The sequence below is a fragment of the Peribacillus sp. TE19612 genome, from assembly GCF_056279465.1.
Map to the genome: position 1 here is coordinate 98,309 of NZ_JBWCCL010000011.1, position 22,392 is coordinate 120,700.

A 22,392-nucleotide genomic window follows, 5' to 3' on the forward strand; every position below is an offset into this window, starting at 1 on the left:
CTTTTTTTCACTTGTAAATCCCTACCCCTTCCCATGCCAACCTTATCATTCTGTCAGGATCTTTTTCAATATAATCCTTTTTATCAAAAATCATTGTGTAGTGGTTGGTTTCATCATATTTCGGCCAAATTTCACCTTCCGGGGGGTTGGGGTTTCCATATTTCGCAAAGTTGAGCCAATGGCCCTGCATTCTATGGGAAACCTTTAGGGCAGCTGACCTTGAACCATATGAAACAATCCGTTTCCCGAATGCCGAGTCGAAGGTCTGGAAAGCAAAAGGGATTTCCATACCATGTGTCGCCCCTAATTTACTTATGCGCATGGCCGCCGTTTTATAATCAAAACGATACATCCATGTTTTTTCAAAGCGGCTGTATGCCTCTGCATACCAAACCGAGGGAATATGGAATGTCGCATCACGGCCAATGCCTAGTACAGCTTCCTTTTCTGGGTAGTTTGTATAAGCATTCGTAATTCGCTCTTTCGCCTTCGGATCAGTATTTTCGAACATTTTATGAATCATCGCCGTATTAGTTGGGATTAGCGGGGGGTCCATCTGATCGAATAATGTCGCTTCGTCCCTATTTGTTCCTATAAGCAAGGGTATTCCCTCTGCTCTTCCGGATCGAATCGATTCTAGTGGATAATCGGGCAGGAAGTCACCATCTACGACTGGACCAAATGCTAGGGAGCCCGGCATTTCCTGTGAATTTTCCTGTAAGAGTTGGTGGGAGGCAGCGACAATCTCTTGAACCGGAAGTGTTTTTAACCGGTGGATTTCACCCTTTCCAATGCCCAATATCTCAAGGAACTTTTCACTGAATTGGCGCGCAAATCCTTTTCCGTAAACAGATGTCGGAGCAGGACTTTCTGCAATGGCCTGCTTAAAAAGACCCCTCGCTGAAGGTACAGTAAGTAAAGTCGTCACCGCATTACCACCAGCTGATTCACCAAATATCGTAACATTATCAGGGTCGCCGCCAAAAGCTTCTATATTTTCTTTAACCCATTTCAAAGACGCAACTTGATCACGTAAACCTAAATTGTTTTCAAATATTTCCCCTTCACCTGCCAACTCGGTAAAATCCAGATATCCCAGTGCCCCCAGCCTATAGTTGATGCTTACCACGACTACATCTCCATTTTTAGCCAGTAAGTGTCCATTGTACATATCAAGGGATCCAGCTCCCGTTATATATGCTCCCCCAGGAATCCACACCATGACCGGGCGTTTTTTATCATCAGCTCTAGGCGACCAAATATTCAGGAACAAGCAATCCTCATCCATTTTTTCATTTGTGCTCATTCCTGTTCTTACCGCACGATCCATCGGCTGCGGGGGAACGGGACCAAAATCCACTGCATCCATGACACCGCTCCAATTATCAACTGGCTCCGGAGAACGGAAACGCAGCCCATCAATCGGCGCTTTCGCATACCTGACTCCACGCCAAACGCATATATCGTTTTCCATAGTACCTTGAAGATGTCCTTTTACCGTCGTAACTATTGATCCAATCATTCCCACTCACCTCTTCATATAGTAGTAGATATGTAAGTTCTTCTTTTTCCATTCCCTTATATCCTTCATCTTTATCGAAAAAAGATCTATGGAGTCCGTTCATCCGAAATAAAGGAATGCCATTGTATATAAAGCTCCGGTTATCCTCAGGAGTTTGAATTGTTATTTTAAATAATGGTTTTCAAATGACCCGTTCAACAAAAAAAGACCCAATCAGGTCTTTTTTTGTTGAACTCGGCAAAAATCTTAGGCAAGCATGGCAAGGATACTCAATAAAGAGCTGCCCCGAACGGAAAGCTGCTGTGCAGCATATGTTAATTGCTGTTCATCGAGCTGTTCCAATAAAGGCTTTAATTCCAGCAATTCATTCTCCAGGCCTCTAAGGTCTGTAGATAGCTTGTCCACCATCAAGAGCACTTGCTCAGAATCAACAGTGGTTTCAGACAAGACTTGTAACCGTTCCTTGATTTCAGTCAAAGGCATATTCTGTTCTTTATACCGATTAATCATTTGAAGTCGATTTAAAGCATCTTCTGTGTAATACCGATATCTTGACCCAGTTTTTTCATAGTTCAGCATTCCTAATTGTGTGTAATAGTCAATGGTTCTTCTCGAAACATTCGCAAGTTCAGCAAGCTGGCCAATCCGATATACATTCACCCAGATAGTCACCTTCTTTAAAAAATCTACTGTTAACGATACTATAACACATCTATCCAAAAAGGTGACTTCAAGATGAAACTATTAGACTACTTTATCCGAATTGCCCTTCAGCTGGTTCTTAGCAAAATACAGGGCATCTTCCTTCGATTTAAAAAAGTGCTGTTTTTCTATTTTATGATACAACCCAGTGCTGAGTAACAATTCCTTTGGTTGTTGCTGAATTCCGGAAATGATCAATTTCCCCTTATATTTTCGAATGCGATTAACGATCGCCAATAGTGCTGCCTCTGCTGAAGTGTCCATATATGTTACCCGGCGCATGCTTAATACCAACACTTTCGTCTTATTATCCAAGTTAGCCAATATCGATGACTCCAGGACGTCTATCGAACCAAAGAAAAGAGGTCCTTCCAAGTTATACACATTGATCTTTGAATCCGAATTATCAATTGGAACAATCTCGGTAATCTCATGACTTCTTTCCCTAACCTTTAACGTGTGGCTCATTTTTGCAATGAAGGTGATGAATGCAATCAATAAGCCGATTCCCACTCCCATGATTAAATCAGTGAAGACAGTGATGAGGAAGGTGACTAGCAAAACCGCAGAATCCGCCGTCTTCGTTTTCAATACATGAGCGAATTCCTTTCTTTCACTCATATTCCAGGCAACAAACATCAATATGGGTGCCATGCTAGCCAACGGTATATGCGCTGCATATGGGGAAAGCACCAGCAAAACCAGTAAAACGACAATTCCGTGAATGACTCCGGACATCGGGGAGGCTGCCCCGCTTTTTATATTGGTAGCGGTCCTGGCGATTGCTCCTGTTGCAGGTATCCCGCCAAAGAATGGGGTCGCGATGTTCGCAATTCCTTGCCCAACCAACTCTTTGTTACTATCATGCTTGGTACCGCCCATGTTATCCGCCACGGTAGCGGATAACAATGACTCGACACCGCCTAACAAGGCAATTGTAAAAGCAACGGGAAGGAGTGTGATAATGACTTCCACTGAAAGCTCCGGTGCTTGGAATTCCGGAAAACCTCTCGGAATCGCTCCATACGTGGAACCAATCGTAGCCACCTTATCGGGAAATAAAAGGTAAGCTGCCATTGTTGATATTAGCAGACCCAGAAGCGGTCCTGGCACTCGTGGCACAAACCTAGGTGCCAGCAGTATGACGACAAAGCATATGATCGCAACTATCACACTGTATAGATTGATCGTGTCTGCTTTAATCACCAGCTCCTTCATGTTATCCATGAACGCTTCATGTTTTTCCACTTTCATACCAAAGAAATTGGCAATTTGCCCTGAAAAGATTATTATCGCAATTCCTGTTGTAAATCCAATGATGACGGGACGGGGAATGAACTTCATCAAATTGCCTAACTTAAGAAGACCCATCAGGACTAACATTATCCCCGCTAAAAACCCGGCAATAAGCAGGCTTTCATACCCATATTGCATAACGATTCCAAATAATAAAGGAACGAACGCCCCGGTCGGCCCTCCAATTTGATATTTGGAGCCACCCAAAATCGAAATGAGAATACCAGCGATGATGGTCGTATATAACCCATATATCGGTTCGACGCCTGAAGCAATTGCAAAAGCCAGCCCTAAAGGAATGGCTACAACCCCTACGACCAATCCTGCCGTCACGTCTTTTTGAAAACCCTTCATGTTATATCCTTGAAATCTAGAATCTTTTATCATCTTTTTCAAACTCACATCCTTAGTCGTTTTTTAAGATTGGAATCTAGCATCATCACGAAAATGACATTCTTTCATTTTAGAGGGAGTTACTTGTTCGAAATTAATCTAATAATTGTAGGATTTTTTCAACGGGACAAACCAAGCGGGGGACTTTTCAAAACTAAGAAATCATTGTCATATATAATCTCCTTTTGTAAGGTTATTTGACATGGTCTCGACCACGCTTCAACATTATACAGTAAAACGTAAAACTGTACATTGCTAGAAATGTTAACATTTGTTTACAACTTTTTTGCATATTTTTACATTAATATTACAATACAGGACCATTTTTCCAGTCTAGTTAATTTGAAGTCGGAGATTCAGACTACGAATCAGGAGGTTTGAACTTTGGACTAATTCCCCATACCGGAAACTTGATCAGTGAACAATGGAAAAAGCATGTTTTGAGAAAGATTGCTCAAAACATGCTCTGCCCTAATACACACTTTCAGTTTACAGCTCTTCTCCTCTCGTCTCGATAATATGCTTATACCAATGAAACGACAGCTTCTTTTTCCGTTTTAACTGATCATGATGATCCACGTAAATAAATCCGTACTGCTTCTTATACCCGTTTAACCAACTTAAAAGGTCAATGACAGACCATGCGTAATACCCTTTTAAATGGATGCCTTCTTTGATTGCACGTTTAATCACTTTTAAGTGTTCCTCAATATACTTAATGCGCGGAACATCTACTATTTCACCATCGATAATCGGATCCTCATCACCAAGTCCGTTTTCTGTAACATACATTTTAATATCACCGTAACGTTCTTTTAACATATGCAAGCCATCTAAAAACCCTTGAGGTGAGATTTCCCAGCCCCATTTTGTATAGATTTTATCTTCCATTTTCACAGTCCGATAAAAGCCATCAAAAGACGGGTTCCCTGGAGCCAGAGTAGATGTTTCTCTTGAATGCTCCAGGTTTGAAACGGCTTCCAGGTTTTTTTCCACCCGAATGGGCTGGTAATAATTGAGTCCAATAAAATCATTTTTCTCCGCATTCCTTTTTAACGTATCCAGTTCCTCTTCTGTCCAACTTGGTGTCCAGCCTCTCTCCTTCAATTGCTCAACCACATAAGCTGGATATTCACCTTTTAAAATTGGGTCATAATACCAAAAGGTTTCATATTCATTGGCATGCCGAGCAGCCAATACATTCTCATGTTTGTCATCAGTACTATAAGCTGGCAGGAAAACATGGGTAATCCCAATTTCACCGTAATAATTCAGTGCCTTGTATACCTCTACCGCTTTGGCATGTGCATAAAAAACATAATGTGTCGCTTGAAAGTATTTATTTTCATCGTTTTGGATTCCAGGAGGGTGCGCTCCTTTTAAATACCCTAAACCGCAAAACATAACCGTTTCATTAAACGTGATCCAATGTTTGACGCGGTCTCCGAATGCGCGAAAACAAATCTCCGCATACTTGACGAATGCTTCAGCTGTTCGCTTATTCGTCCATCCCCCATCTTGTTCAAGCGTCAAAGGCAAATCCCAATGATACAGCGTAACAAATGGGACAATCCCATATTTTAAGCATTCATTAATCACATTATTATAAAATTCCAAGCCTTTTTCATTGACTTCCCCATCACCTGTTGGCAAAATACGGGCCCATGAAATGGAGAAGCGATATGATTCAAGTCCCATCTCTGCCATTAATTTAATATCTTCTTTGTAACGATGATAATGGTCTATCGCTACATCCCCATTTGTACCTTCAAATGTTTTCCCCGGAATCTTTGAAAAAACATCCCAATTCGTTATGCCTTTACCATCTTCATCCCATGCTCCTTCTATTTGAAAAGAAGCAGAAGCTGCTCCGAATAAAAAATCATGTGGAAATTTCATTAAAAACCCTCCCTTTTCATACCTGCTTATTAAATTGATAATAATATATTTTATTCATTGGTACAAATATTATTTTTAGTTCACGCAAAACATAAGCCTTATAGATAGTATTTACTATCACGGAATGATTAAATCCAGAATTCCGCTGAATCAATTTCTCTTTTTCTAGCAAAAGATGATCGATACTTAGTAGCATATGAACATACAAAAACCCGTCCACCTTTTGGGGACGGGTTACACATATTAAAGATGTTAGCAATCATTCCACAACCGGGAGCCAGCCTTTTATCCCGATCAACTTTTCCCAAAGCGGATCTGGAATGACCAGTACATGCTGATCTTTTTTTGAGAGGGTAGTCCGTATTTCCGCTTCTTTTCCAGACCTGATTTTTTCAATCCAATGCGGTTCCATAAGAAGTTCACGGCCAAGGGCGATAAAAGGGACCCCCGTTTCCATGGCTTCTGCAACTTCATCGGGTGTATGCAGTGAACCTACACCGACCACCGGGATACGATTACCTACTTTATCGTAAATTTTAACGATGCGCGACTTTGTCCTATCACTCTCACGGAATGAGCCATTCCAGAAGTGACCTACCGATATATGTAGATAATCCAGGTTTTGATTCGCTAATCTATCAACGAATTGAATCGTATCATCTAAAGTGATTCCAGGATTGCTGCCTTCTTCAGGAGAAAGGCGGTAGCCAATTATAAACGGCTTTTCTGCATGCTCGGCAACCGTTCTCTCGACTTCATTCACAATGGTTAGCGGGAAAATCAATCGTTTTCCCAATGTTCCACCCCATTTATCTGTACGGCGGTTCGAGTGTGGCGAGAAGAATTGTTGAAGCAAGTAAGTATTGGCACCATGGATTTCCACACCATCGAAACCTGCTTCGATGGCCCTTCTTGTTGCTTCGCCAAATGCCTTAATAACGTCTTGTATTTCATCTTCATTCATTTCCCGCGGTACAGGTGCTTCCTTGCTGGAAGCAATCGCACTTGCAGAAACAGGTTGGTTATCAGGCAATAATTCCGGCGGGCTTTGACGGCCTCCATGATATATTTGCAGGATTGCTTTTGACCCATTGGACTGAATCGTTTCAGCTAGTTTTCTCAAGGATGGGATAAAGGAATCGTCATCTGCACCTAATTGGCCTGGGAATCCCTTGCCCCCAGCAGATACATAGGCACATGCCGTGACAACCGCACCCACACCAGCCGAGCGCTCAGCGTAATAGGCCAGTTCATCATCGGTTACAACACCTTGGTCATCCGAAGAATAAGTGGTCATAGGAGCCATCATGATACGGTTTTTCACTTCTACCCCTGATGGAAATATATATGGTTGAAAGATCTTTTCGTATTTTTGATTCATGCCAATCCTCCCCCTTTACTATTAGTGGTGATGATGTCCATGCGGTTCTTTAGAAGGATTCGTGATCTCAAAGCCTTCTTCAGGAACATAAAAATATTTAATCCAGACACCATCCAGAAATTCTTCACGTGAATCAAGCAAAATATCGATATCTTTATCTGTTTTGACGATTTCATCATATTCTGCCGGTGTATCAAGCTTCATGTCATAATGGGCATGATCGCCATGCATATGGGTGATATATACACGAATCATTTTCCCTTCGGCTTCTTCAGTGCTGAGCATTTTTTGTAAGACCTTTGCTGCATTGCGATTTATTTTGCACTTCATTTCCATTCCCCCAATAATAAAATTATCCCTGTACTAGTTCTACCCAATTAAGGGTTATCAGTAACATCCATTTTTCCCCTTCATGATTGGCCTTGTCCGAGGTCTGAAGGAAAGACGATGCCGATTTGCCTTCTTGCTTCATCCATGATTTCCATAGTCAACAGTGAATTCGAATATGTATTTATATCGGATTCCATTTTCCCCTGCTGTATCAAATCAACAAATTCCTTCGCTTCATAATACATGGTAGGCATATCCTGTTTAACGGAAATATTTTCAGTGGTTCCATCCCGATACTGAATATCCACCGCTTGCGGTCCTGAAATTTTCTGAATGATGATGCTTCCATGTTCACCTTGAATTTCCGATGGCAAATTGGACTCAGTAATTTTGGAAAACATGACGACTGCCTCCATTTCATCATAGGAAAGCAGAATCGTACCTTGCCCATCAACTCCTGATTCGAGCATCGTTCCTGATGCCTGCACCTTATTCGGTTTACCGAACAGTACAACAAGTGGATAGAGCACGTAAATGCCTAGATCCATTAAAGAGCCACTGGAGAATTCAGGATTGAATGCATTCAGCACAGTTCCTTGTTTATATGAATCATAGCGTGATGAGTATTGGCAAAAGCTTCCCGAGAAACGCCGTATCTTCCCGATTTTATCCAGATTGCCCTTTATACTTTCGAAATTCGGCATGATGGTCGATTTCATCGCTTCCATCAATAGCACATCATTTTGTTTTGCAGCCTCAATCATTTCCCTTACTTCAGCCGCATTCGAGGCCATTGGTTTTTCACATAATACATGTTTTTTATTTTGCAAAAATAACACGGCTTGCCTGCAATGATGAGAGTTAGGGCTTGCTATATACACAGCGTCGATTTCATCGCTGCTGGCCATTGCTTCTAAATTCGTAAAAGTCGTATGTACTTCGTATTTATTGGCAAATTCCTTCGCTTTCTCCTCTGTACGTGAATACACGGCGGTTAACGATAAACCCTCTACATGCTTTGCAGCCTCCAAAAATCGTTCCGTGATCCAATTTGTACCTATTACTCCTAATCTTATCAACATCCTATCCCCTTTCAAGCTAACTTTATCATGTCCTCAATATACAGACATTTCACTGAAAAACAAAGTATATTGAACACTCGCAATTGCTTAAATTGGATTTTTCAGGCAATATTCGTTTATAATTTTTCTATATTACAACTGCCATGATGTTTCTACATACTCCCAAAATGGGAAAGAAAACTTAAAAGGAGCGTGTGAAGTGTATGACAGAATTAATGAAAAACAAAGTTGCCATCATTACCGGTGGGGGATCAGGAATTGGCCGGGGTGCCGCACTGAAACTAGCTGAAAACGGCGCGAACATCATCTTTTTTGACCGTACAGTCGAAAATGCCGAAAAAGTGAAGGAAGAAGTGGAGAACCTTGGCCGAGAGGCTTTAATCATTAAAACGGATGTTTCCAAAGCTGAGCAAGTTGAACATGCCTACAAGACGGCCTATGAACATTTTGGGAAAATTGATTTTGTATTTGCAAACGCAGGCATCAACGGAGTGATTGCCCCTATAGAAGACATAAAGCCAGAAGATTGGGATCAGACACATACCATCAACCTCAAAGGCACCTTTCTCACCATCAAATACGCCATTCCCTACATGAAGGAAACAGGCGGCAGCATCGTGATCAACAGCTCCATCAATGGAAACCGATATTTCAAGAATTTTGGTTTTTCCGCTTATAGTTCATCCAAAGCTGGTCAAGTCGCTTTCGGAAAAATGGCTGCACTCGAATTGGCAAGATATAAAATCAGGGTAAATACCATTTGTCCCGGCTCCATCGATACGAACATTCACGATAACACATTCCCGGAAGATGAAAACTTAAAAAAAATCACGATTCCCATTGAATATCCCGAAGGCTCCCAGCCCCTGGCAAGGAAAGCGGGGACTGCCGAACAAGCTGGTGATCTCGTATTGTTCCTAGCATCAGACATGTCCTCCCATGTTACGGGCACGGAAGTTTATATCGATGGAGCGGAATCACTATTATGAATCAAAAAGGCAAAAAGCTGAAATCCACATCAGGATTTCAGCTTTTCTTTTTAAGCAACTCGCCTTAACCCGCGACGGGCAAGGAGTAAATAAGCGCACATGGCGATGACATGACAACTTACCATCACAAGTCCCATCGGCAAGGGCGACTCACCTGAACCTAACCCCACCAGGGGAGCCATTAGCGATCCTAATATGAAGGGAAGCAAGCCAATTAAAGCCGAAGCACTGCCTGCCGTTTTTTTCTGATTTTGCATCGCTAAAGAAAAACTCGTTGTACCGACAATACCGACGCTGGAGACGGAGAGGAATAAAGCGGCCAAGATTCCGGCCAAGCCCATTTCGAGAAGGACTGAGGCAAGAAGTAATATTCCCCCAAACAAAGCTAGGCATAACCCCATTTGAAGCAATCTTTCTTCTTTAACCTTGCCTGCCAGCTTCCCGGCAACTTGTGAAGCGATGATGATCCCAACCCCGTTTATTGCAAAAATCAGGCTGAAGGTCTGTGGGGAAACCCCATAAATGTTCTGGAGAACAAAAGGCGATCCGGAAATATAAGCGAACATTGCAGCACTTATGAATCCTTGTGCAAAAGCATAGCCCATAAACACACGATCCTTCAATAAGTTCCCAAAAGTCCTGATCGTATCATTTACCCCGCCAGCACTCCTGTGTTTGGACGATAAAGTTTCCTTTATCCCAAAAAATGCAGCCGCAACCATAATGATACTTAATACTGAAATGACAATGAAAACTCCCCGCCAAGAAGTGAACTGCAAAAGTTGACCGCCAAAAACCGGAGCCAATATCGGTGCCGCCCCATTCACCAGCATTAACATGGAGAAGAACTTGGTCAAATCCGTTCCTGAAAAAAGGTCACGAACTATGGCCCTTGAAATGACAATGCCTCCCGCTCCCGCAATACCTTGGATAAAACGTAATAATAAAAGCAATTCAATGGTTGGGGCAAAAGCGCATAACAGAGATGAAATGCAATAAATGGATAAAGATATGATTAACGGTGAACGCCTTCCTATTGCATCACTTAGAGGCCCTAAATAAATTTGGCCCAAAGCCAATCCTAACAAGCAGGCAGTCAAGCTTAGCTGCGCTAATGACGTACTGCTTTTCAGATCCTCTGCCAGTGTGGGGAGACCTGGTAAATACATATCAAGTGACAGTGGTCCAATCGCTGCAAAAGACCCTAGCATAAGAGCCATCAACAGCCTTTTGGATTTAGTCATTTCGTTGCCTGATGATATCGTTTCCTTCATTTCAATCATTATTAACCCTATCCCTTTCAACTAATTGTTCTTCCTAAATAAAACTCGACTTTCTTTATTTTACAAAAGATCGCAACAATTTACGATAAGTATGCTCCACTTGAATGGGATTCTTCCTTTCGGCACTCAGATAAGCACAGGTGCATCAAAACTCCGAAATCTTCTAAAAAGGACAAATCATATTTCAGGAAATATCATTTGAGAATACTGCGAACCAAAGAAAAACTATTAAAGGTCCAACATTCCCCATAAAAAATGACCCCATTTTTGGGGTCATTTCAGATTGTAGACAAACTTGAAGTGAAGAGAGCTTGCCTGCAGTTTTTTTATTTAAAAAAGGTTGCCGGTGATTTCAGAAATCCGCTCCCTTTCCGCCGACTGTCTGCCAAGCCTCCTTGACGCAAGCGTCTGTGGGGTCTCGGCAAGCCAGTTATTCGGCAGGAGTGTCGCAAATTTCTTCAATCCAATAAGGATTATAGTAAAAAAACATGAAGGATAATCTATTCTTGTTTTAAAATCTTTGTTCGGGATGAAACCATTCCGAATCCCATTTTAGCGTCATTTTGATTTATTCAACAATACTAAATTACGGGGAGTATCCCCAGATAATCCGTCCACCAAGTTTTGTACAGCAAGAGTTGCCATTTTCATTCTTGTGGCAATGCTAGCACTCCCGATATGCGGTAAAGTAACCACATTGGGCAATGTTAGCAGCGGGTGGTCCAGAGGGACGGGCTCTTCTTCGAATACATCCAATCCAGCCGCCCAAATTTCTCGATTTTCCAGCGCCTGGTACAACGCTTTTTCATCGATAATTCCGCCTCTTGCGGTATTAATGAGCACAGCCGTCCCTTTCATCAATTCCAGCTGCTCCTTGCCAATCATATAAGCCGTTTCCGCTGTGAGCGGCAGCATGACACAAACGAAATCTGAGATTTGGAGCAATTTTTCAAGGGGCTGATATTCGATTCCTAACTCTTTTTCCTGTTCATATTTACGGCTTCGATTAAAATAAACTAAGTTCATATCAAATCCCTTAGCTCTTTTTGCAAGGGCTTCCCCAATTCTGCCTAACCCGATGATACCCAGCGTTGCACCGTGTACATCTTGTCCTGTCAGCTGCATCGGCGACCATGTTTCCCACTTTCCACTCCTTAAATAATCTTCTGCCTCGATCATCCTCCTTGCCGTTGCAAGCAGTAAGCCGAAGGTTAAATCAGCTGTCGTTTCCGTTAAAACCCCCGGTGTGTTCGTTACCATGATGCCCCGTTTTGTTGCACTTTGAACGTCAATATTATTATGGCCCACTGCCATATTCGCGATGATTTTCAGATTGGGTGCCTGTTCAATCAGTGACTCATCGATTTGTTCCGTCAATAAGCAAAGCAGCCCCTCGACTTCTTTCATTTCTTCTACAAGGACTTCTCTAGGGACCGGTATATCCTCTTGATCCCACATCCTGACATCATAATTCCGACTAAGACCCTCGATGATTTGTTCTGGCAATTTCCTTGTAATATAAATTTTTGGCTTCAAACCATAACCTCCTATACCGTTTCTTTCCATTGAACACATTCAGTTTTCATTACACAATAATTGAATTTAAAGAATATTGGCTAAATGACTAGCTTGTTTATTCAATTTTAAAATAAACTAGATAAATAGACCATCCATTTCCAATCAATCTTACTATTAAATTTCTTGATTGCCTGGAAGCTTCCGCTTGACAGTTTCAGTTCATTTAACCAATCATAGAATAATAACCCTTTACATCTATTCGGTCATTAGTAATATCGCAATTTTCCAGATGAAGTTTATCTCGATTTAGGAGGATATGGGACGTTCATGAAAACGAATACAACATTTAAAATTTATCCAATTATAGCTCCAAGCGCTTTATCTTTAAAAAGTATAAACTTTTATTTAGTTAAACAGGATGAATCTTTAACATTAGTTGATGCAGGTATGAATGATGACGTTTGCTGGAATGCACTGCAGCAAACATTAAACGAAAATGGATTTACAGTTGGGGACATCACGGAAATTTTGTTAACCCATCACCATGGAGACCATGTTGGTTTGGTCAACCGGATTACCGAACTCCATCCGATTCCCGTTTATGCCCATTCTAAATCCATTCCCCGTTTAAAAAGGGACCCTGACTTCTTAAGTATGAGAATTGAATTTTATAAACAGCTATACCTTGAGATGGGCTGTGGTGAACTTGGAGATAAACAAGTTGCTTACCTATTCAACGCGGTCGATAATAATAAAGATCAAAAACTGAATGGTGACATCATCGCAATCACGGAAAAACACTGGCTGAATTTTGAGGTGATCGAATTTCCCGGGCATGCCCCGGATCAAATTGCTTTCCTTGACCGAGAAGGGAAACGGCTTCTTGCCGGTGATTTATTGATTGAACATATCTCAAGCAATGCCTTGATCGAACCTGATGAAAACGGTAATAGAATGCTGACTCTTGTAGATCATATCGACTCATTAAAACGATGTTCAGCATTACAGGTGAATCTCCTCTTTCCTGGTCATGGTAACGTGATTGAACAACCCGGTCATCTGATTGAAAAAAGACTCAACAGCATAGAGAGGAAATCACAAAAGATCCTGGCCTTGATAGAATCCGGAATTTCTACAGGCAATGAACTGGCAAAGGAGTTTTACAAACAAAAGTATATAGCAGAATTCCCGCTCGTCATGTCAGAAATCATCGGCCATTTGGATTATTTGGAATATCAGGGGAAGGTCACGAAACAACTCGTTGAAAATGTAGTTCATTATCAAGCTAAATGACATCAAAAAAGGCTGAATTGAAATCGTCCCACTTAGCAGGGACTTTTTTATGGAAAAATGTACAAAATAATTGAATCTGAAATACATAGGCCTTTTTGGGTGTTTTAATGAATCTAACAGGAAATCGCTTAGAAAGTGAAGAATTTATTATCTGAATATTAAATATTTTCAGAATAGGGGATTTGATGTGAAAAGAAAATTTTTAAAGGTTTTAAGTTCAACAGTAGTAGCCGCAACATTACTTGGCCCAAATGTCAGCTTAGCTGAAAGAGGACCAAATCCGACAGGCGGAACGAATCTTTCTACCGAAGCATTCCTAAATTATGACGAACTTGTAAAAGAATTAAATCAACTTGAGCAAGCGAGTGCAGGGATAGTCAATGTAGAAGTGGCCGGAAAAACGAATCAGGGTCGTTCCATTCAAAAAGTGACTGTCGGTCATGGTGACAAAGTCGTTCTTATTCAAAGTGAAATTCATGGAAATGAAAAAACAGGAACTGTCGCGTTATTGAACATTCTTAAAAACCTTGGTCAAAGTAACTCGCCTGAGGTAAAGAAAGTTCTTGATGAACTAACAATTGTTGCCATTCCAATGATGAACGTAGACGGCTCAGAGCTTGATCGTCGTGGAAATGAGATGAAATGGTCTGAAGTTGTAGGTAAATTCCCCCAACTTTCTAATGCAAAACCTACTTGGAACTATTACACTACTCCCAGATCAGGAGACGACTATGCTAGCAAACCGGGATTTGATGTTAATCGTGACTTCAATCCAGACCTAAATTATGTACCAAAACCTCAAGACTTCCCGGGGGCATCTGAAAAGCCAGGCTGGTTTATTACCCCCGAAGCGCAAACGCTACGTGACACATATAAAGGGTTAAAATCTAAATTCGGGAAAGTGGATGTTTTTATCGATCTTCATCATCAGGGATTCCCATATATCGAAGGAACTGATGAGCGTGCAACTATGTCAATATCAGGAAAATTCGTTCCTAACCCAAGCACTCCAGAAGGTGCTAAATATGCAGAGTATGCAGATAATTTCAAATATGATTTCTCTCGTCAGTTAACACTTACTGCGTATAATGCACTGCAAGCAAAAGGGAATTCAGTTTTTACAAATATTTCATTATATGATCAATCTATTGACCTGCCAGGGACTGCTTTAGGGACGTTTGCTTTAAACGGAAGTGGGACGGTTCTATTTGAAGTTAGTGGTCAAACACAAAACTTTGGGCAAAAAAAGAATGGCCAGCTCGTAAAAACGGTTGAAACGGGGCTAATGGGTATTATCAATGGTGTAACAGATGGATCGGTTCATAATCTTAATCCATCAGACTATGAAAAAATCCCTGAAAGTTCATCTACACCCGGAATCTAGTCAATTTTGAAACTTAATTGTAAAGGGGACTTGTCCGCCATCTGGCATCGGTTGAATATCGAAGCCAGATGGCAGCAAAGCCCTTTTTATTTGTCTAATTGACACTAAAATTCCAGCCTTTTCTTGCTGAAGATACTTACACGCACACGACAATCTCTCTGGAAAAAATGCCTTTCCTGGCAACACAGCGATCAGCAATCTCAAATCCAGCTTCTTCAATCATATGATCCATCGTATCGATCGTTACGACGACGACCTTATCAGCAAAGCCCCTTGCTTGTTTAAGGATTGATAGCTGATCCTCCGGCGTCGCATGTGTATATAGATTATAAGGCATATCGATAATCGCTACATCATATTTACTGGTGACCTCCGAAATCGGACCTGTAGTTACATCACCTTCGAGTCCGAAATAGGCAATGTTCTCCCTTGAACCGTCGGTAACAAGCGGGTTGATATCCCGGCCATCAATATTGATCCCCATCGAAAGGGCTTCCACCAATACCGTTCCAATTCCGCAGCATGGATCAATTGCCTTCACCCCATCCGGATGTGGAACGGCAATGTTGGCAATGGCCCTCGCCACTCTCGTGCTAAGCGCAGTTGAATATTCACGGGGCTTCTTCATATGTTTTAACCAAACCGCTTCAGGTTTGGCATACTTCCCAAAATACCAACGACCGCCAAGCGTGACGATTCCAAAGACCTGATCTGGATTACGTACATCGGCATTTCCCTGAATGTGCCAGCCAATCTCCCGTTCAATTTCACGCTGTCCATCATAATCTATTTTTTCTTCTTTATTCAAATCATTAATTTTCACGAATAATACTTTGAACGTCGAATCTGGCAAATGAATATCCTTAACTTGCTCAACGATTTCGGATATGCTTTCCCCTTCAAACATGATATCGACCCGCCCTTTTATAAAAGGACTCCTGCTCGGTTCAATGGCTACGTCACTTTTCAAAATATTTCCGGAAGTCTCAAAGCCAAAGAACGAGCGCATCTCCATTTTAGATAATGAGCGTTCGTCAGGGCTGCATGTAAATGTATATATATATGCCGGTTTGCGGCTATGATTAGTCAATCCATTCCCATCCTTCATTACATTAGATTATACCTTTCTATCAAACATAGCTGTAATAGTATAGAAAAGCAAATGGAATCGTGCAGAAAAAAGCAGGAATGCTTTTTATTCAGCATTCCTGCCACTATATTTTTCATTGTTCCATCTCTAAACAAAAGGAATTATTAATCCAATTTATACAGGTGGCTATTTATATACTTCGCACGGGCCTCAATGAATTTCAGGATGAATTCGGGCTCATCATCAAATTTCTCAATATTCCCCTTGATATATGGATCTTTTGATACATAAGGTCTTAATTGATCATGCATTTCCTGAATGATAGGTTTCATATAGGCCACGGTATAATGATTGATCAAAATCTCCTTAAGAAGTTCTTGGTACCTGACACGAAATCCACTTACATCAAGGATTCTAGCAGTCAATGTATTGAACCCCCCGATTCCCACATAATCCTCTTCCATCACTTTCCCGTTAACATCCCTGCCCCATGTCGCATCATAATCCCATGGAATCATTTCAAATAGACCGGTATCTCCATTTCGATACAAAGCATAGTTATGAACGAACCCATCATAGTTTTGCGTGAATATGACACCGGCCAGCCAGCGCAGGTACTTTTCCACATCGACATATTTTACGATTTCCTTTTCAAAATCCACTCTTGAAATTGTATTGATTTGGAGGATCAGCTCTTGTAAATATAATTCCTCCTTTTCTGTCCCGCATTTTTTTTGATAGCCCATCTCCAATGATTTTTTGATCCCTTTATCCAAATCGCTCATCAATGAGAAATTGGCATCACCATCCACTGCATAGAAAATGGACCCCTTGGGGAGCCCCCTTTTCTTCAAATAATATTCATCCACCGATTCCAATTCGAGGTATATCCCTTCGTCCTTTCCGTTCATATTCAGGAAAACGAACTGGGAGTTCGGTGACAAGGTGCCTATATCCGCAAAAAAGTCTAAAGATAATTTATTTCTTAGTAAAGATATATCTTTATATTCGGCATTTAAATGGACTTCCTTGGCATGCTTGAAAGTATTAGGTTTATAAAAGACTACATTATAGGATTTTTTGCGAAAACCGCGGATATGTGAGCCACGGTAAACAATATCAATCTCAAGTTTTTTTCGGTTAATTGTTAACTTTGCCGGTAAAGGATCATTGCACCATATATCTCTGCGAAGCTCCATTAAATGAACTGGTGGTATATAAAGCTGGTACACAGGCACCTTCTTGTCAGAATTCATATAACCCTTCCCTTCACTTTCCTATTAAATTATGGAAAAAAAGCGAAGGGTGTCACCCTAAAAACACTATTTTTAAAAAGATTCGGGATTATCTTTAGCACATCACGTACAAGCAACATAGTTTAATGTATAGAAAGGGGGATTATATATGTCAGACATCATTCGTGACATACAAAATGCGGTGGATAGAGCCAATTCCATGGGGTTAAGCGATTTCATGTTTAATGACCCACATCCAATAGGCAGACATTCACGTACAAGTAACAATAAAGGGTGCTCTTCTTGCAGCACTAAACGTTGCATGGGCAGGAATCGGTCCACTCGTGGCACTCAAAGGCGCACGAGCAGTTCCACTTGCCGCACGCAAAGGCGCACAAGCAGGAATACTCATAGGGGTTCTTGCTGGAAACGATCAACTTCCAGAACGCAAAGGGGCTCGTGCTGGAAAAGGAGATCTTCATGCAGCAGACAAAGGCGCACAAGCAGAAACCGGTGCTCCTCCAACAACTGCAGGTGGCTCTGCTGCAATAACTTTCGCAATAAACGGAAATGGTGCTTCTAGCTTCTCGAATCCGTTTTAATGCACAATCAATATTTTTCACTGGTCATTAAGCTTTACCTTAACATTTTAAATACACAAAACTCGTCGTATAATGACGAGTTTTTGTGTTTTATAATTATCACGTTCAGTTATAACCATCTAAATGTCTCTCCTTACCTGCAACGGTTATTCCAACTCTAGCATAATCCTGTTTAGAACCTGTACCTATAATAAAAGGATCCTACCCTCTTACATACGGTAGGACCCTTCCGGTTACTTATTTAACGGAGACCAATTCGAACTGTGCATACACATCCTTCAGCCCTGCTTGAATGGCTTGACCAGCCTTCCCACGATAATGCATTTGCACACGATCAATCAATTCTTCGATACCATCTTTCAGGCAATAACCGCGCAGCAGTTGACGGATGAATTCCCTGCCATGCTCTGTAGCAAGCGTACAGGAAGCCTCGACTATTACTCCATATTTAAAGTCAAGCTCCACCGTGATCGTGATCGAATCATATATATTTCTCGCTGCCATCCCTTGTGGAAGTTTTGCATGCCCTGCAATAAAGTATGTGTTCATCATCTGATCTCCTCTATCTATAGTTAATGTACGGAAACTTGCTCGAAGGGCCATGCAGGCAATTGCTTGCGAAGCTCTTTATCTTGTCTGTAGCCAAGTGCGTATTCACCCTGCATTACAGTATGAATCTCACGGGTTCCTTCGTAAATGACCGGAGCTTTTGAATTCCGCAGAAAACGTTCGACTGGATATTCATCCGAGTAGCCATAGGCACCATGAATTTGAACGGCATCATTGGCCGCTTCATTAGCAGCATTACATGATATCCACTTGGCAAGTGATGTTTCCTTCGTATTCCTTTTTCCTTGATTTTTCAAGGTGCCCGCTTTAAAGACCAGCAATCTGGAAATCTCTAAATTTGCGGTCATCTTGGCAATCATCTGTTGAACGAGCTGATGCCTGCCAATCTCTTTTCCGAATGTGCTTCGTTCATGGCAATACTTCAAGCTTGCTTCCAGGCTTGCTTCTATTAACCCTACAGCACCTGCGGCCACTGTAAACCGGCCGCTGTCCAATGCCGACATGGAAATTTTAAAGCCCTCACCTTCTTCACCAAGCCTATTCTCCACCGGAACTTTTACATCCGTTAAAAAGATCTCGCCTGTATTCCCAGCACGAATTCCTAATTTCCCTTTAATGGCTTTCGACTCCACTCCCTCGAAAGTCCGTTCCACAATAAAGGCAGTGATTCCCCTTGAACCGGCATCATGATCCGTCTTGGCGAAAATGAGGAAATGATCCGCATAGTCACAGAGCGAAATCCATGTTTTTGACCCGTTCAATATATAATGGTCCCCAACACGTTTTGCCGTTGATTTCATTGCCGCTACATCAGACCCTGCATTCGGTTCAGTTAGCCCAAAAGCACCAATCTTGATTCCTTTTGCCTGGGGTACTAAATATTTCTGTTTTTGTTCTTCCGTCCCCCATTGAAGCAGGGTCATGCTATTCAACCCTGTATGTACAGAAACTGCAGTTCGGTAAGCCGTATCGCCTCGCTCCAGCTCTTCACAAACGATGGCTAGGGTATTATAATCCATTCCGACCCCGCCATACTCTTCGGGTATACACACGCCCATCAACTGCAATTCCGCTAACCTTTTTAAAATATGCGGCTGGAATTGACCTTGCCTATCCCACTCTTGAATATATGGAATAATTTCCTTATCCACAAATTTCCTTACCACTTTCTTCACACTTTGCTGCTCTTCTGTTAATTCGAAATTCATCATTAAAATTCCTCCTAAATAATTTTATTTTCCTTGAATTTGCGTATTTGATCTGGACTATATCCTATTTCAGCCAAAATGGAATCGGTATGTTCCCCATAGAGAGGCGGATGCTTTCTCATGGTAACCGGTGTTTTTGAAAGGTTCAGGGGCGATCCCGTCACTTTAAGATCTTCGATTGTGGGATGTTCCATGCTCACCAACATGCCTCTTGCGATGATTTGCGGATCCTCGAACATCTCTGCTATATCATTAATCGGACCATTCGGTATCCCTGCATCATCAAACAGCCTTTTCCATTCCTTCTTTGTCTTACCTCTCAACGAATCCTCTATTATCGGTATTAATTCTTCCTTGTTTTGCAAACGTTTTTCATTATGTTTAAACTGTTCCTGTTCCGCTAAATCAGGTCTGCCTATAACGGTTGAAAATCTCCTGAACTGATCATCATTTCCTACAGCCACGACAAGCTCTCCATCGCTTGTCCCGAACGTCTGGTATGGAACGATATTTGGATGTTGGTTCCCCATTCTTTCAGGGGTCAAGCCACTGAATAAATAGTTGCTGGCGACATTCACCAATGAAGAAACCTGACAATCCATTAATGAAATATCAATTTCCTGTCCTTCCCCCAATTTATCCCTATGATGTAAAGCGGATAAAATGCCAATGCATGTATACAAGCCAGTCAATATGTCAGCTATGGCCACTCCGACCTTCACGGGACTCCCATCTTTCTCTCCGGTGATGCTCATCAAACCACTCATCGCTTGAATGATATAATCATAGCCTGGCAAATCTTTATAAGGACCGGTTAAACCAAATCCTGTAATCGAGGCCATGATCAGTTTGGGGTTGATTTCCTTTAAATCCTCATAACCCAACCCCAGTTTTCCCAATGTGCCTGTCTTGAAATTTTGAATCACTATATCTCCTGAAGCCACCAACTTCCGGAAAATCTCTTTTCCTTCCTCAGATTTTAAATTCAAGGTCATGCTTTGCTTATTTCGATTAGCACATAAATAGTAAGCGCTTTCTCCTTCGGCGAATGGCGGCCCCCACCCTCTCGTTTCATCACCTGACTCATGATGCTCGATTTTAATGACATCGGCACCCAAATCGCCGAGAATCATTGAACAAAACGGCCCCGCCAAAACACGGGATACATCGATAATCCTGACTCCCTCCAAAGCTCCATTCATATCATCACCCCTTTCAAACTGTCATGGATACACAAAAAAGAGCCAGCAAAACCAACAATGTCATTACATTGAATGTTTCACTGACCCTTATCCACGAACCGTCTTCCTGCAAAGGAAGATCAAGTGAACCAAGTCAATTTTTATGGATTCCAGTTTTTTATGTCAAGCCGGCCATGCAACAAGGTAACTTGTTGTCATCGGTTTGGTAAATTAAGTATAGTTGAATTTTTTGAATTTTTCAATAATTTTGTTTGAGTGTTTTATTACATTTCCCGGAATACTCTTTCGCATACTTCCCGTATACTTCCAGGACTCCCCCCCATCCAAAGTAATCGGAATTGCCTTTATTCGTTTGGCATGTGATGATTGAATAGGTATAACTGTCAATATATGAATTTTACATATTATCAATTGTCACTCGGCAGACAAGGAAAGGTTAAAAAGGGGATGGCACTATGGACAATAAAAAAATGGAAATAATCGAAGCGATCAAGAAATACCACACAATCATCATTCATCGTCATGTAAATCCGGACCCGGATGCATTGGGATCACAACTCGGTTTAAAGCAGCTATTGAAGCACTCCTGCCCTTCTAAAGAAGTCTATGCGGTAGGCGAGGAAGTGGATAAGCTTCTATTCATAGGTGATATGGATGTCATTTCCGATAACAAATACAAAGATGCCTTAGTGATTGTTTGTGATACTGCCAACATTTCACGAATCAGTGATTCCCGATATGATCATGGAGACATGCTGATCAAAATTGACCACCACCCCGAATACGAACAATTCGGTGACATTTCTTGGGTCGACCCTACTTATAGCTCTGCAAGTGAAATGCTTGTTGATTTATTCTTGGAATTTCCAGAAGGCTTCATCATGAATAAAGAAGCGGCTAAATCTTTTTATGCAGGAATACTTAGTGATACAGGGAATTTCACGAATGGGAATACCACTCCCAGGACATTAAAAATGGTTTCGCACTTAAGAACCTATAATATTCAGCCAGAAAGAATCCATAACAGCCTTAATGTTAAGGCGAAAAACGCTTCCCGACTTCAAAAAGACATTCTCATGAGCTTCAAGGTAACTGATAAAGGGGTAGCTTACTTCATTATTACGGACGAGCTTTTAAATATGTATGGTGTGGATCGACTTGAAGCTTCGAATTTAGTCAATACGCTATCAAGTGTCAGGGACAATAAAATCTGGGCTTTCTTCATCGAATACCCTTCTGATATCCGTGTCAGGATACGTTCACGGAATATTCCCATCGCATCGGTCGCACGTCAATTCAATGGTGGAGGACATTCACTGGCTTCAGGCGCTACCATCCATTCCTGGGAGGAGGTTGATCATGTTATCCAAGCATTGGATCAAGTCTGTCCATAACAGGGAGTTCATGACCTGA

Annotated in this window: 19 protein-coding genes and 1 pseudogene; 6 read left to right on the top strand and 14 right to left on the bottom strand. The window is 41.5% G+C overall.

Features of this window, described 5'->3' with window-relative positions; all coding sequences use genetic code 11:
* Window positions 1-7: 7 nt before the first annotated feature.
* The 7 genes from ACZ9AO_RS19280 to ACZ9AO_RS19310 form a co-directional block, all read right to left on the bottom strand.
* Entirely contained in the window at window positions 8-1,522 is a 1,515-nt protein-coding gene (locus ACZ9AO_RS19280; RefSeq protein ID WP_476109896.1) for a carboxylesterase/lipase family protein, read from the bottom strand.
* A gap of 246 nt (window positions 1,523-1,768) precedes the next feature.
* Window positions 1,769-2,182, bottom strand: a complete 414-nt coding sequence (locus ACZ9AO_RS19285) for a MerR family transcriptional regulator (protein ID WP_052137486.1) — start codon at window positions 2,180-2,182, stop codon at window positions 1,769-1,771.
* Between the two features lie 84 nt (window positions 2,183-2,266).
* The gene (locus ACZ9AO_RS19290) at window positions 2,267-3,907 is read right to left on the bottom strand and encodes a SulP family inorganic anion transporter (protein ID WP_260088914.1); all 1,641 of its coding nucleotides are present in this window, start codon (window positions 3,905-3,907) and stop codon (window positions 2,267-2,269) included.
* A 495-nt stretch (window positions 3,908-4,402) separates the two neighbouring features.
* Window positions 4,403-5,812 (bottom strand): GH1 family beta-glucosidase, encoded by a 1,410-nt coding sequence (locus ACZ9AO_RS19295; protein ID WP_476109898.1) that lies wholly within the window; start codon window positions 5,810-5,812, stop codon window positions 4,403-4,405.
* Between the two features lie 259 nt (window positions 5,813-6,071).
* The gene (locus ACZ9AO_RS19300) at window positions 6,072-7,193 is read right to left on the bottom strand and encodes an NADH-dependent flavin oxidoreductase (RefSeq protein ID WP_476109900.1); all 1,122 of its coding nucleotides are present in this window, start codon (window positions 7,191-7,193) and stop codon (window positions 6,072-6,074) included.
* A 21-nt stretch (window positions 7,194-7,214) separates the two neighbouring features.
* A complete protein-coding gene (locus ACZ9AO_RS19305) occupies window positions 7,215-7,523 on the bottom strand; it encodes an iron-sulfur cluster assembly accessory protein (protein ID WP_063591787.1) in 309 nt (102 codons plus the stop codon).
* Between the two features lie 80 nt (window positions 7,524-7,603).
* Window positions 7,604-8,602 carry a Gfo/Idh/MocA family protein gene (locus ACZ9AO_RS19310; RefSeq protein WP_476109903.1) on the bottom strand — a complete coding sequence of 333 codons (999 nt, stop codon included), beginning with the start codon at window positions 8,600-8,602 and terminating at the stop codon, window positions 7,604-7,606.
* Window positions 8,603-8,808: 206 nt separating this feature from the next.
* Between ACZ9AO_RS19310 and ACZ9AO_RS19315 the strand changes: the two genes are divergently transcribed.
* Complete coding sequence (locus tag ACZ9AO_RS19315) at window positions 8,809-9,594, top strand: SDR family oxidoreductase (protein WP_251538743.1); 786 nt, start codon at window positions 8,809-8,811, stop codon at window positions 9,592-9,594.
* Window positions 9,595-9,644: 50 nt separating this feature from the next.
* Here the strand turns inward: ACZ9AO_RS19315 and ACZ9AO_RS19320 are convergent, their stop codons facing one another.
* Both ACZ9AO_RS19320 and ACZ9AO_RS19325 read right to left on the bottom strand, forming a co-directional pair.
* Window positions 9,645-10,877, bottom strand: coding sequence for a multidrug effflux MFS transporter (locus ACZ9AO_RS19320; RefSeq protein ID WP_476109979.1), 1,233 nt, complete (start codon window positions 10,875-10,877; stop codon window positions 9,645-9,647).
* A gap of 558 nt (window positions 10,878-11,435) precedes the next feature.
* Window positions 11,436-12,413 carry a 2-hydroxyacid dehydrogenase gene (locus tag ACZ9AO_RS19325; RefSeq protein ID WP_251538741.1) on the bottom strand — a complete coding sequence of 326 codons (978 nt, stop codon included), beginning with the start codon at window positions 12,411-12,413 and terminating at the stop codon, window positions 11,436-11,438.
* Between the two features lie 309 nt (window positions 12,414-12,722).
* Here ACZ9AO_RS19325 and ACZ9AO_RS19330 point away from each other — a divergent pair, with 309 nt between their 5' ends.
* Window positions 12,723-13,688 carry an MBL fold metallo-hydrolase gene (locus tag ACZ9AO_RS19330; protein ID WP_251538739.1) on the top strand — a complete coding sequence of 322 codons (966 nt, stop codon included), beginning with the start codon at window positions 12,723-12,725 and terminating at the stop codon, window positions 13,686-13,688.
* A gap of 187 nt (window positions 13,689-13,875) precedes the next feature.
* The gene (locus ACZ9AO_RS19335) at window positions 13,876-15,072 is read left to right on the top strand and encodes a M14 family zinc carboxypeptidase (RefSeq protein WP_214805698.1); all 1,197 of its coding nucleotides are present in this window, start codon (window positions 13,876-13,878) and stop codon (window positions 15,070-15,072) included.
* Window positions 15,073-15,208: 136 nt separating this feature from the next.
* On the opposite strand, the gene ACZ9AO_RS19340 is transcribed toward ACZ9AO_RS19335, so the two are convergent.
* On the bottom strand, window positions 15,209-16,180 hold the full coding sequence (locus tag ACZ9AO_RS19340) for a TRM11 family SAM-dependent methyltransferase (protein WP_476109905.1): 972 nt from the start codon (window positions 16,178-16,180) through the stop codon (window positions 15,209-15,211).
* Between the two features lie 146 nt (window positions 16,181-16,326).
* A complete protein-coding gene (locus ACZ9AO_RS19345) occupies window positions 16,327-17,418 on the bottom strand; it encodes a CotH kinase family protein (protein ID WP_476109906.1) in 1,092 nt (363 codons plus the stop codon).
* Window positions 17,419-17,566: 148 nt separating this feature from the next.
* Between ACZ9AO_RS19345 and ACZ9AO_RS19350 the strand changes: the two are divergent.
* Both ACZ9AO_RS19350 and ACZ9AO_RS19355 read left to right on the top strand, forming a co-directional pair.
* Window positions 17,567-17,644: pseudogene (locus tag ACZ9AO_RS19350) on the top strand (CotG/ExsB N-terminal domain-containing protein); the annotation flags it as partial.
* A 97-nt stretch (window positions 17,645-17,741) separates the two neighbouring features.
* Window positions 17,742-17,999 (top strand): hypothetical protein, encoded by a 258-nt coding sequence (locus tag ACZ9AO_RS19355; protein WP_476109982.1) that lies wholly within the window; start codon window positions 17,742-17,744, stop codon window positions 17,997-17,999.
* Between the two features lie 237 nt (window positions 18,000-18,236).
* On the opposite strand, the gene ACZ9AO_RS19360 is transcribed toward ACZ9AO_RS19355, so the two are convergent.
* Genes ACZ9AO_RS19360 through ACZ9AO_RS19370 form a run of 3 tightly spaced genes read right to left on the bottom strand, consistent with a single transcriptional unit; the run spans window position 18,237 to window position 20,979 of the window.
* A complete protein-coding gene (locus ACZ9AO_RS19360; protein ID WP_048682993.1) occupies window positions 18,237-18,548 on the bottom strand; it encodes a DUF3870 domain-containing protein in 312 nt (103 codons plus the stop codon).
* A 23-nt stretch (window positions 18,549-18,571) separates the two neighbouring features.
* The gene (locus ACZ9AO_RS19365; protein WP_054400504.1) at window positions 18,572-19,777 is read right to left on the bottom strand and encodes an acyl-CoA dehydrogenase family protein; all 1,206 of its coding nucleotides are present in this window, start codon (window positions 19,775-19,777) and stop codon (window positions 18,572-18,574) included.
* 14 nt (window positions 19,778-19,791) lie between these two features.
* The gene (locus tag ACZ9AO_RS19370; protein ID WP_476109908.1) at window positions 19,792-20,979 is read right to left on the bottom strand and encodes a CaiB/BaiF CoA transferase family protein; all 1,188 of its coding nucleotides are present in this window, start codon (window positions 20,977-20,979) and stop codon (window positions 19,792-19,794) included.
* Between the two features lie 455 nt (window positions 20,980-21,434).
* Between ACZ9AO_RS19370 and ACZ9AO_RS19375 the strand changes: the two genes are divergently transcribed.
* A complete protein-coding gene (locus tag ACZ9AO_RS19375; RefSeq protein ID WP_476109910.1) occupies window positions 21,435-22,373 on the top strand; it encodes a DHH family phosphoesterase in 939 nt (312 codons plus the stop codon).
* The last annotated feature ends 19 nt before the right edge of the window (window positions 22,374-22,392 follow it).

Bases quoted from the DNA above. Each gene is read 5' to 3' on its own strand.
- ACZ9AO_RS19320 (WP_476109979.1), bottom strand. From the start codon at position 10,877: ATGATTGAAATGAAGGAAACGATATCATCAGGCAACGAAATGACTAAA.
- ACZ9AO_RS19295 (WP_476109898.1), bottom strand. From the start codon at position 5,812: ATGAAATTTCCACATGATTTTTTATTCGGAGCAGCTTCTGCTTCTTTT.
- ACZ9AO_RS19340 (WP_476109905.1), bottom strand. From the start codon at position 16,180: ATGAAGGATGGGAATGGATTGACTAATCATAGCCGCAAACCGGCATAT.
- ACZ9AO_RS19305 (WP_063591787.1), bottom strand. From the start codon at position 7,523: ATGAAGTGCAAAATAAATCGCAATGCAGCAAAGGTCTTACAAAAAATG.
- ACZ9AO_RS19375 (WP_476109910.1), top strand. From the start codon at position 21,435: ATGGACAATAAAAAAATGGAAATAATCGAAGCGATCAAGAAATACCAC.
- ACZ9AO_RS19290 (WP_260088914.1), bottom strand. From the start codon at position 3,907: ATGATAAAAGATTCTAGATTTCAAGGATATAACATGAAGGGTTTTCAA.
- ACZ9AO_RS19370 (WP_476109908.1), bottom strand. From the start codon at position 20,979: ATGAATGGAGCTTTGGAGGGAGTCAGGATTATCGATGTATCCCGTGTT.
- ACZ9AO_RS19365 (WP_054400504.1), bottom strand. From the start codon at position 19,777: ATGAATTTCGAATTAACAGAAGAGCAGCAAAGTGTGAAGAAAGTGGTA.
- ACZ9AO_RS19345 (WP_476109906.1), bottom strand. From the start codon at position 17,418: ATGAATTCTGACAAGAAGGTGCCTGTGTACCAGCTTTATATACCACCA.
- ACZ9AO_RS19280 (WP_476109896.1), bottom strand. From the start codon at position 1,522: ATGATTGGATCAATAGTTACGACGGTAAAAGGACATCTTCAAGGTACT.
- ACZ9AO_RS19300 (WP_476109900.1), bottom strand. From the start codon at position 7,193: ATGAATCAAAAATACGAAAAGATCTTTCAACCATATATATTTCCATCA.
- ACZ9AO_RS19315 (WP_251538743.1), top strand. From the start codon at position 8,809: ATGACAGAATTAATGAAAAACAAAGTTGCCATCATTACCGGTGGGGGA.
- ACZ9AO_RS19330 (WP_251538739.1), top strand. From the start codon at position 12,723: ATGAAAACGAATACAACATTTAAAATTTATCCAATTATAGCTCCAAGC.
- ACZ9AO_RS19360 (WP_048682993.1), bottom strand. From the start codon at position 18,548: ATGAACACATACTTTATTGCAGGGCATGCAAAACTTCCACAAGGGATG.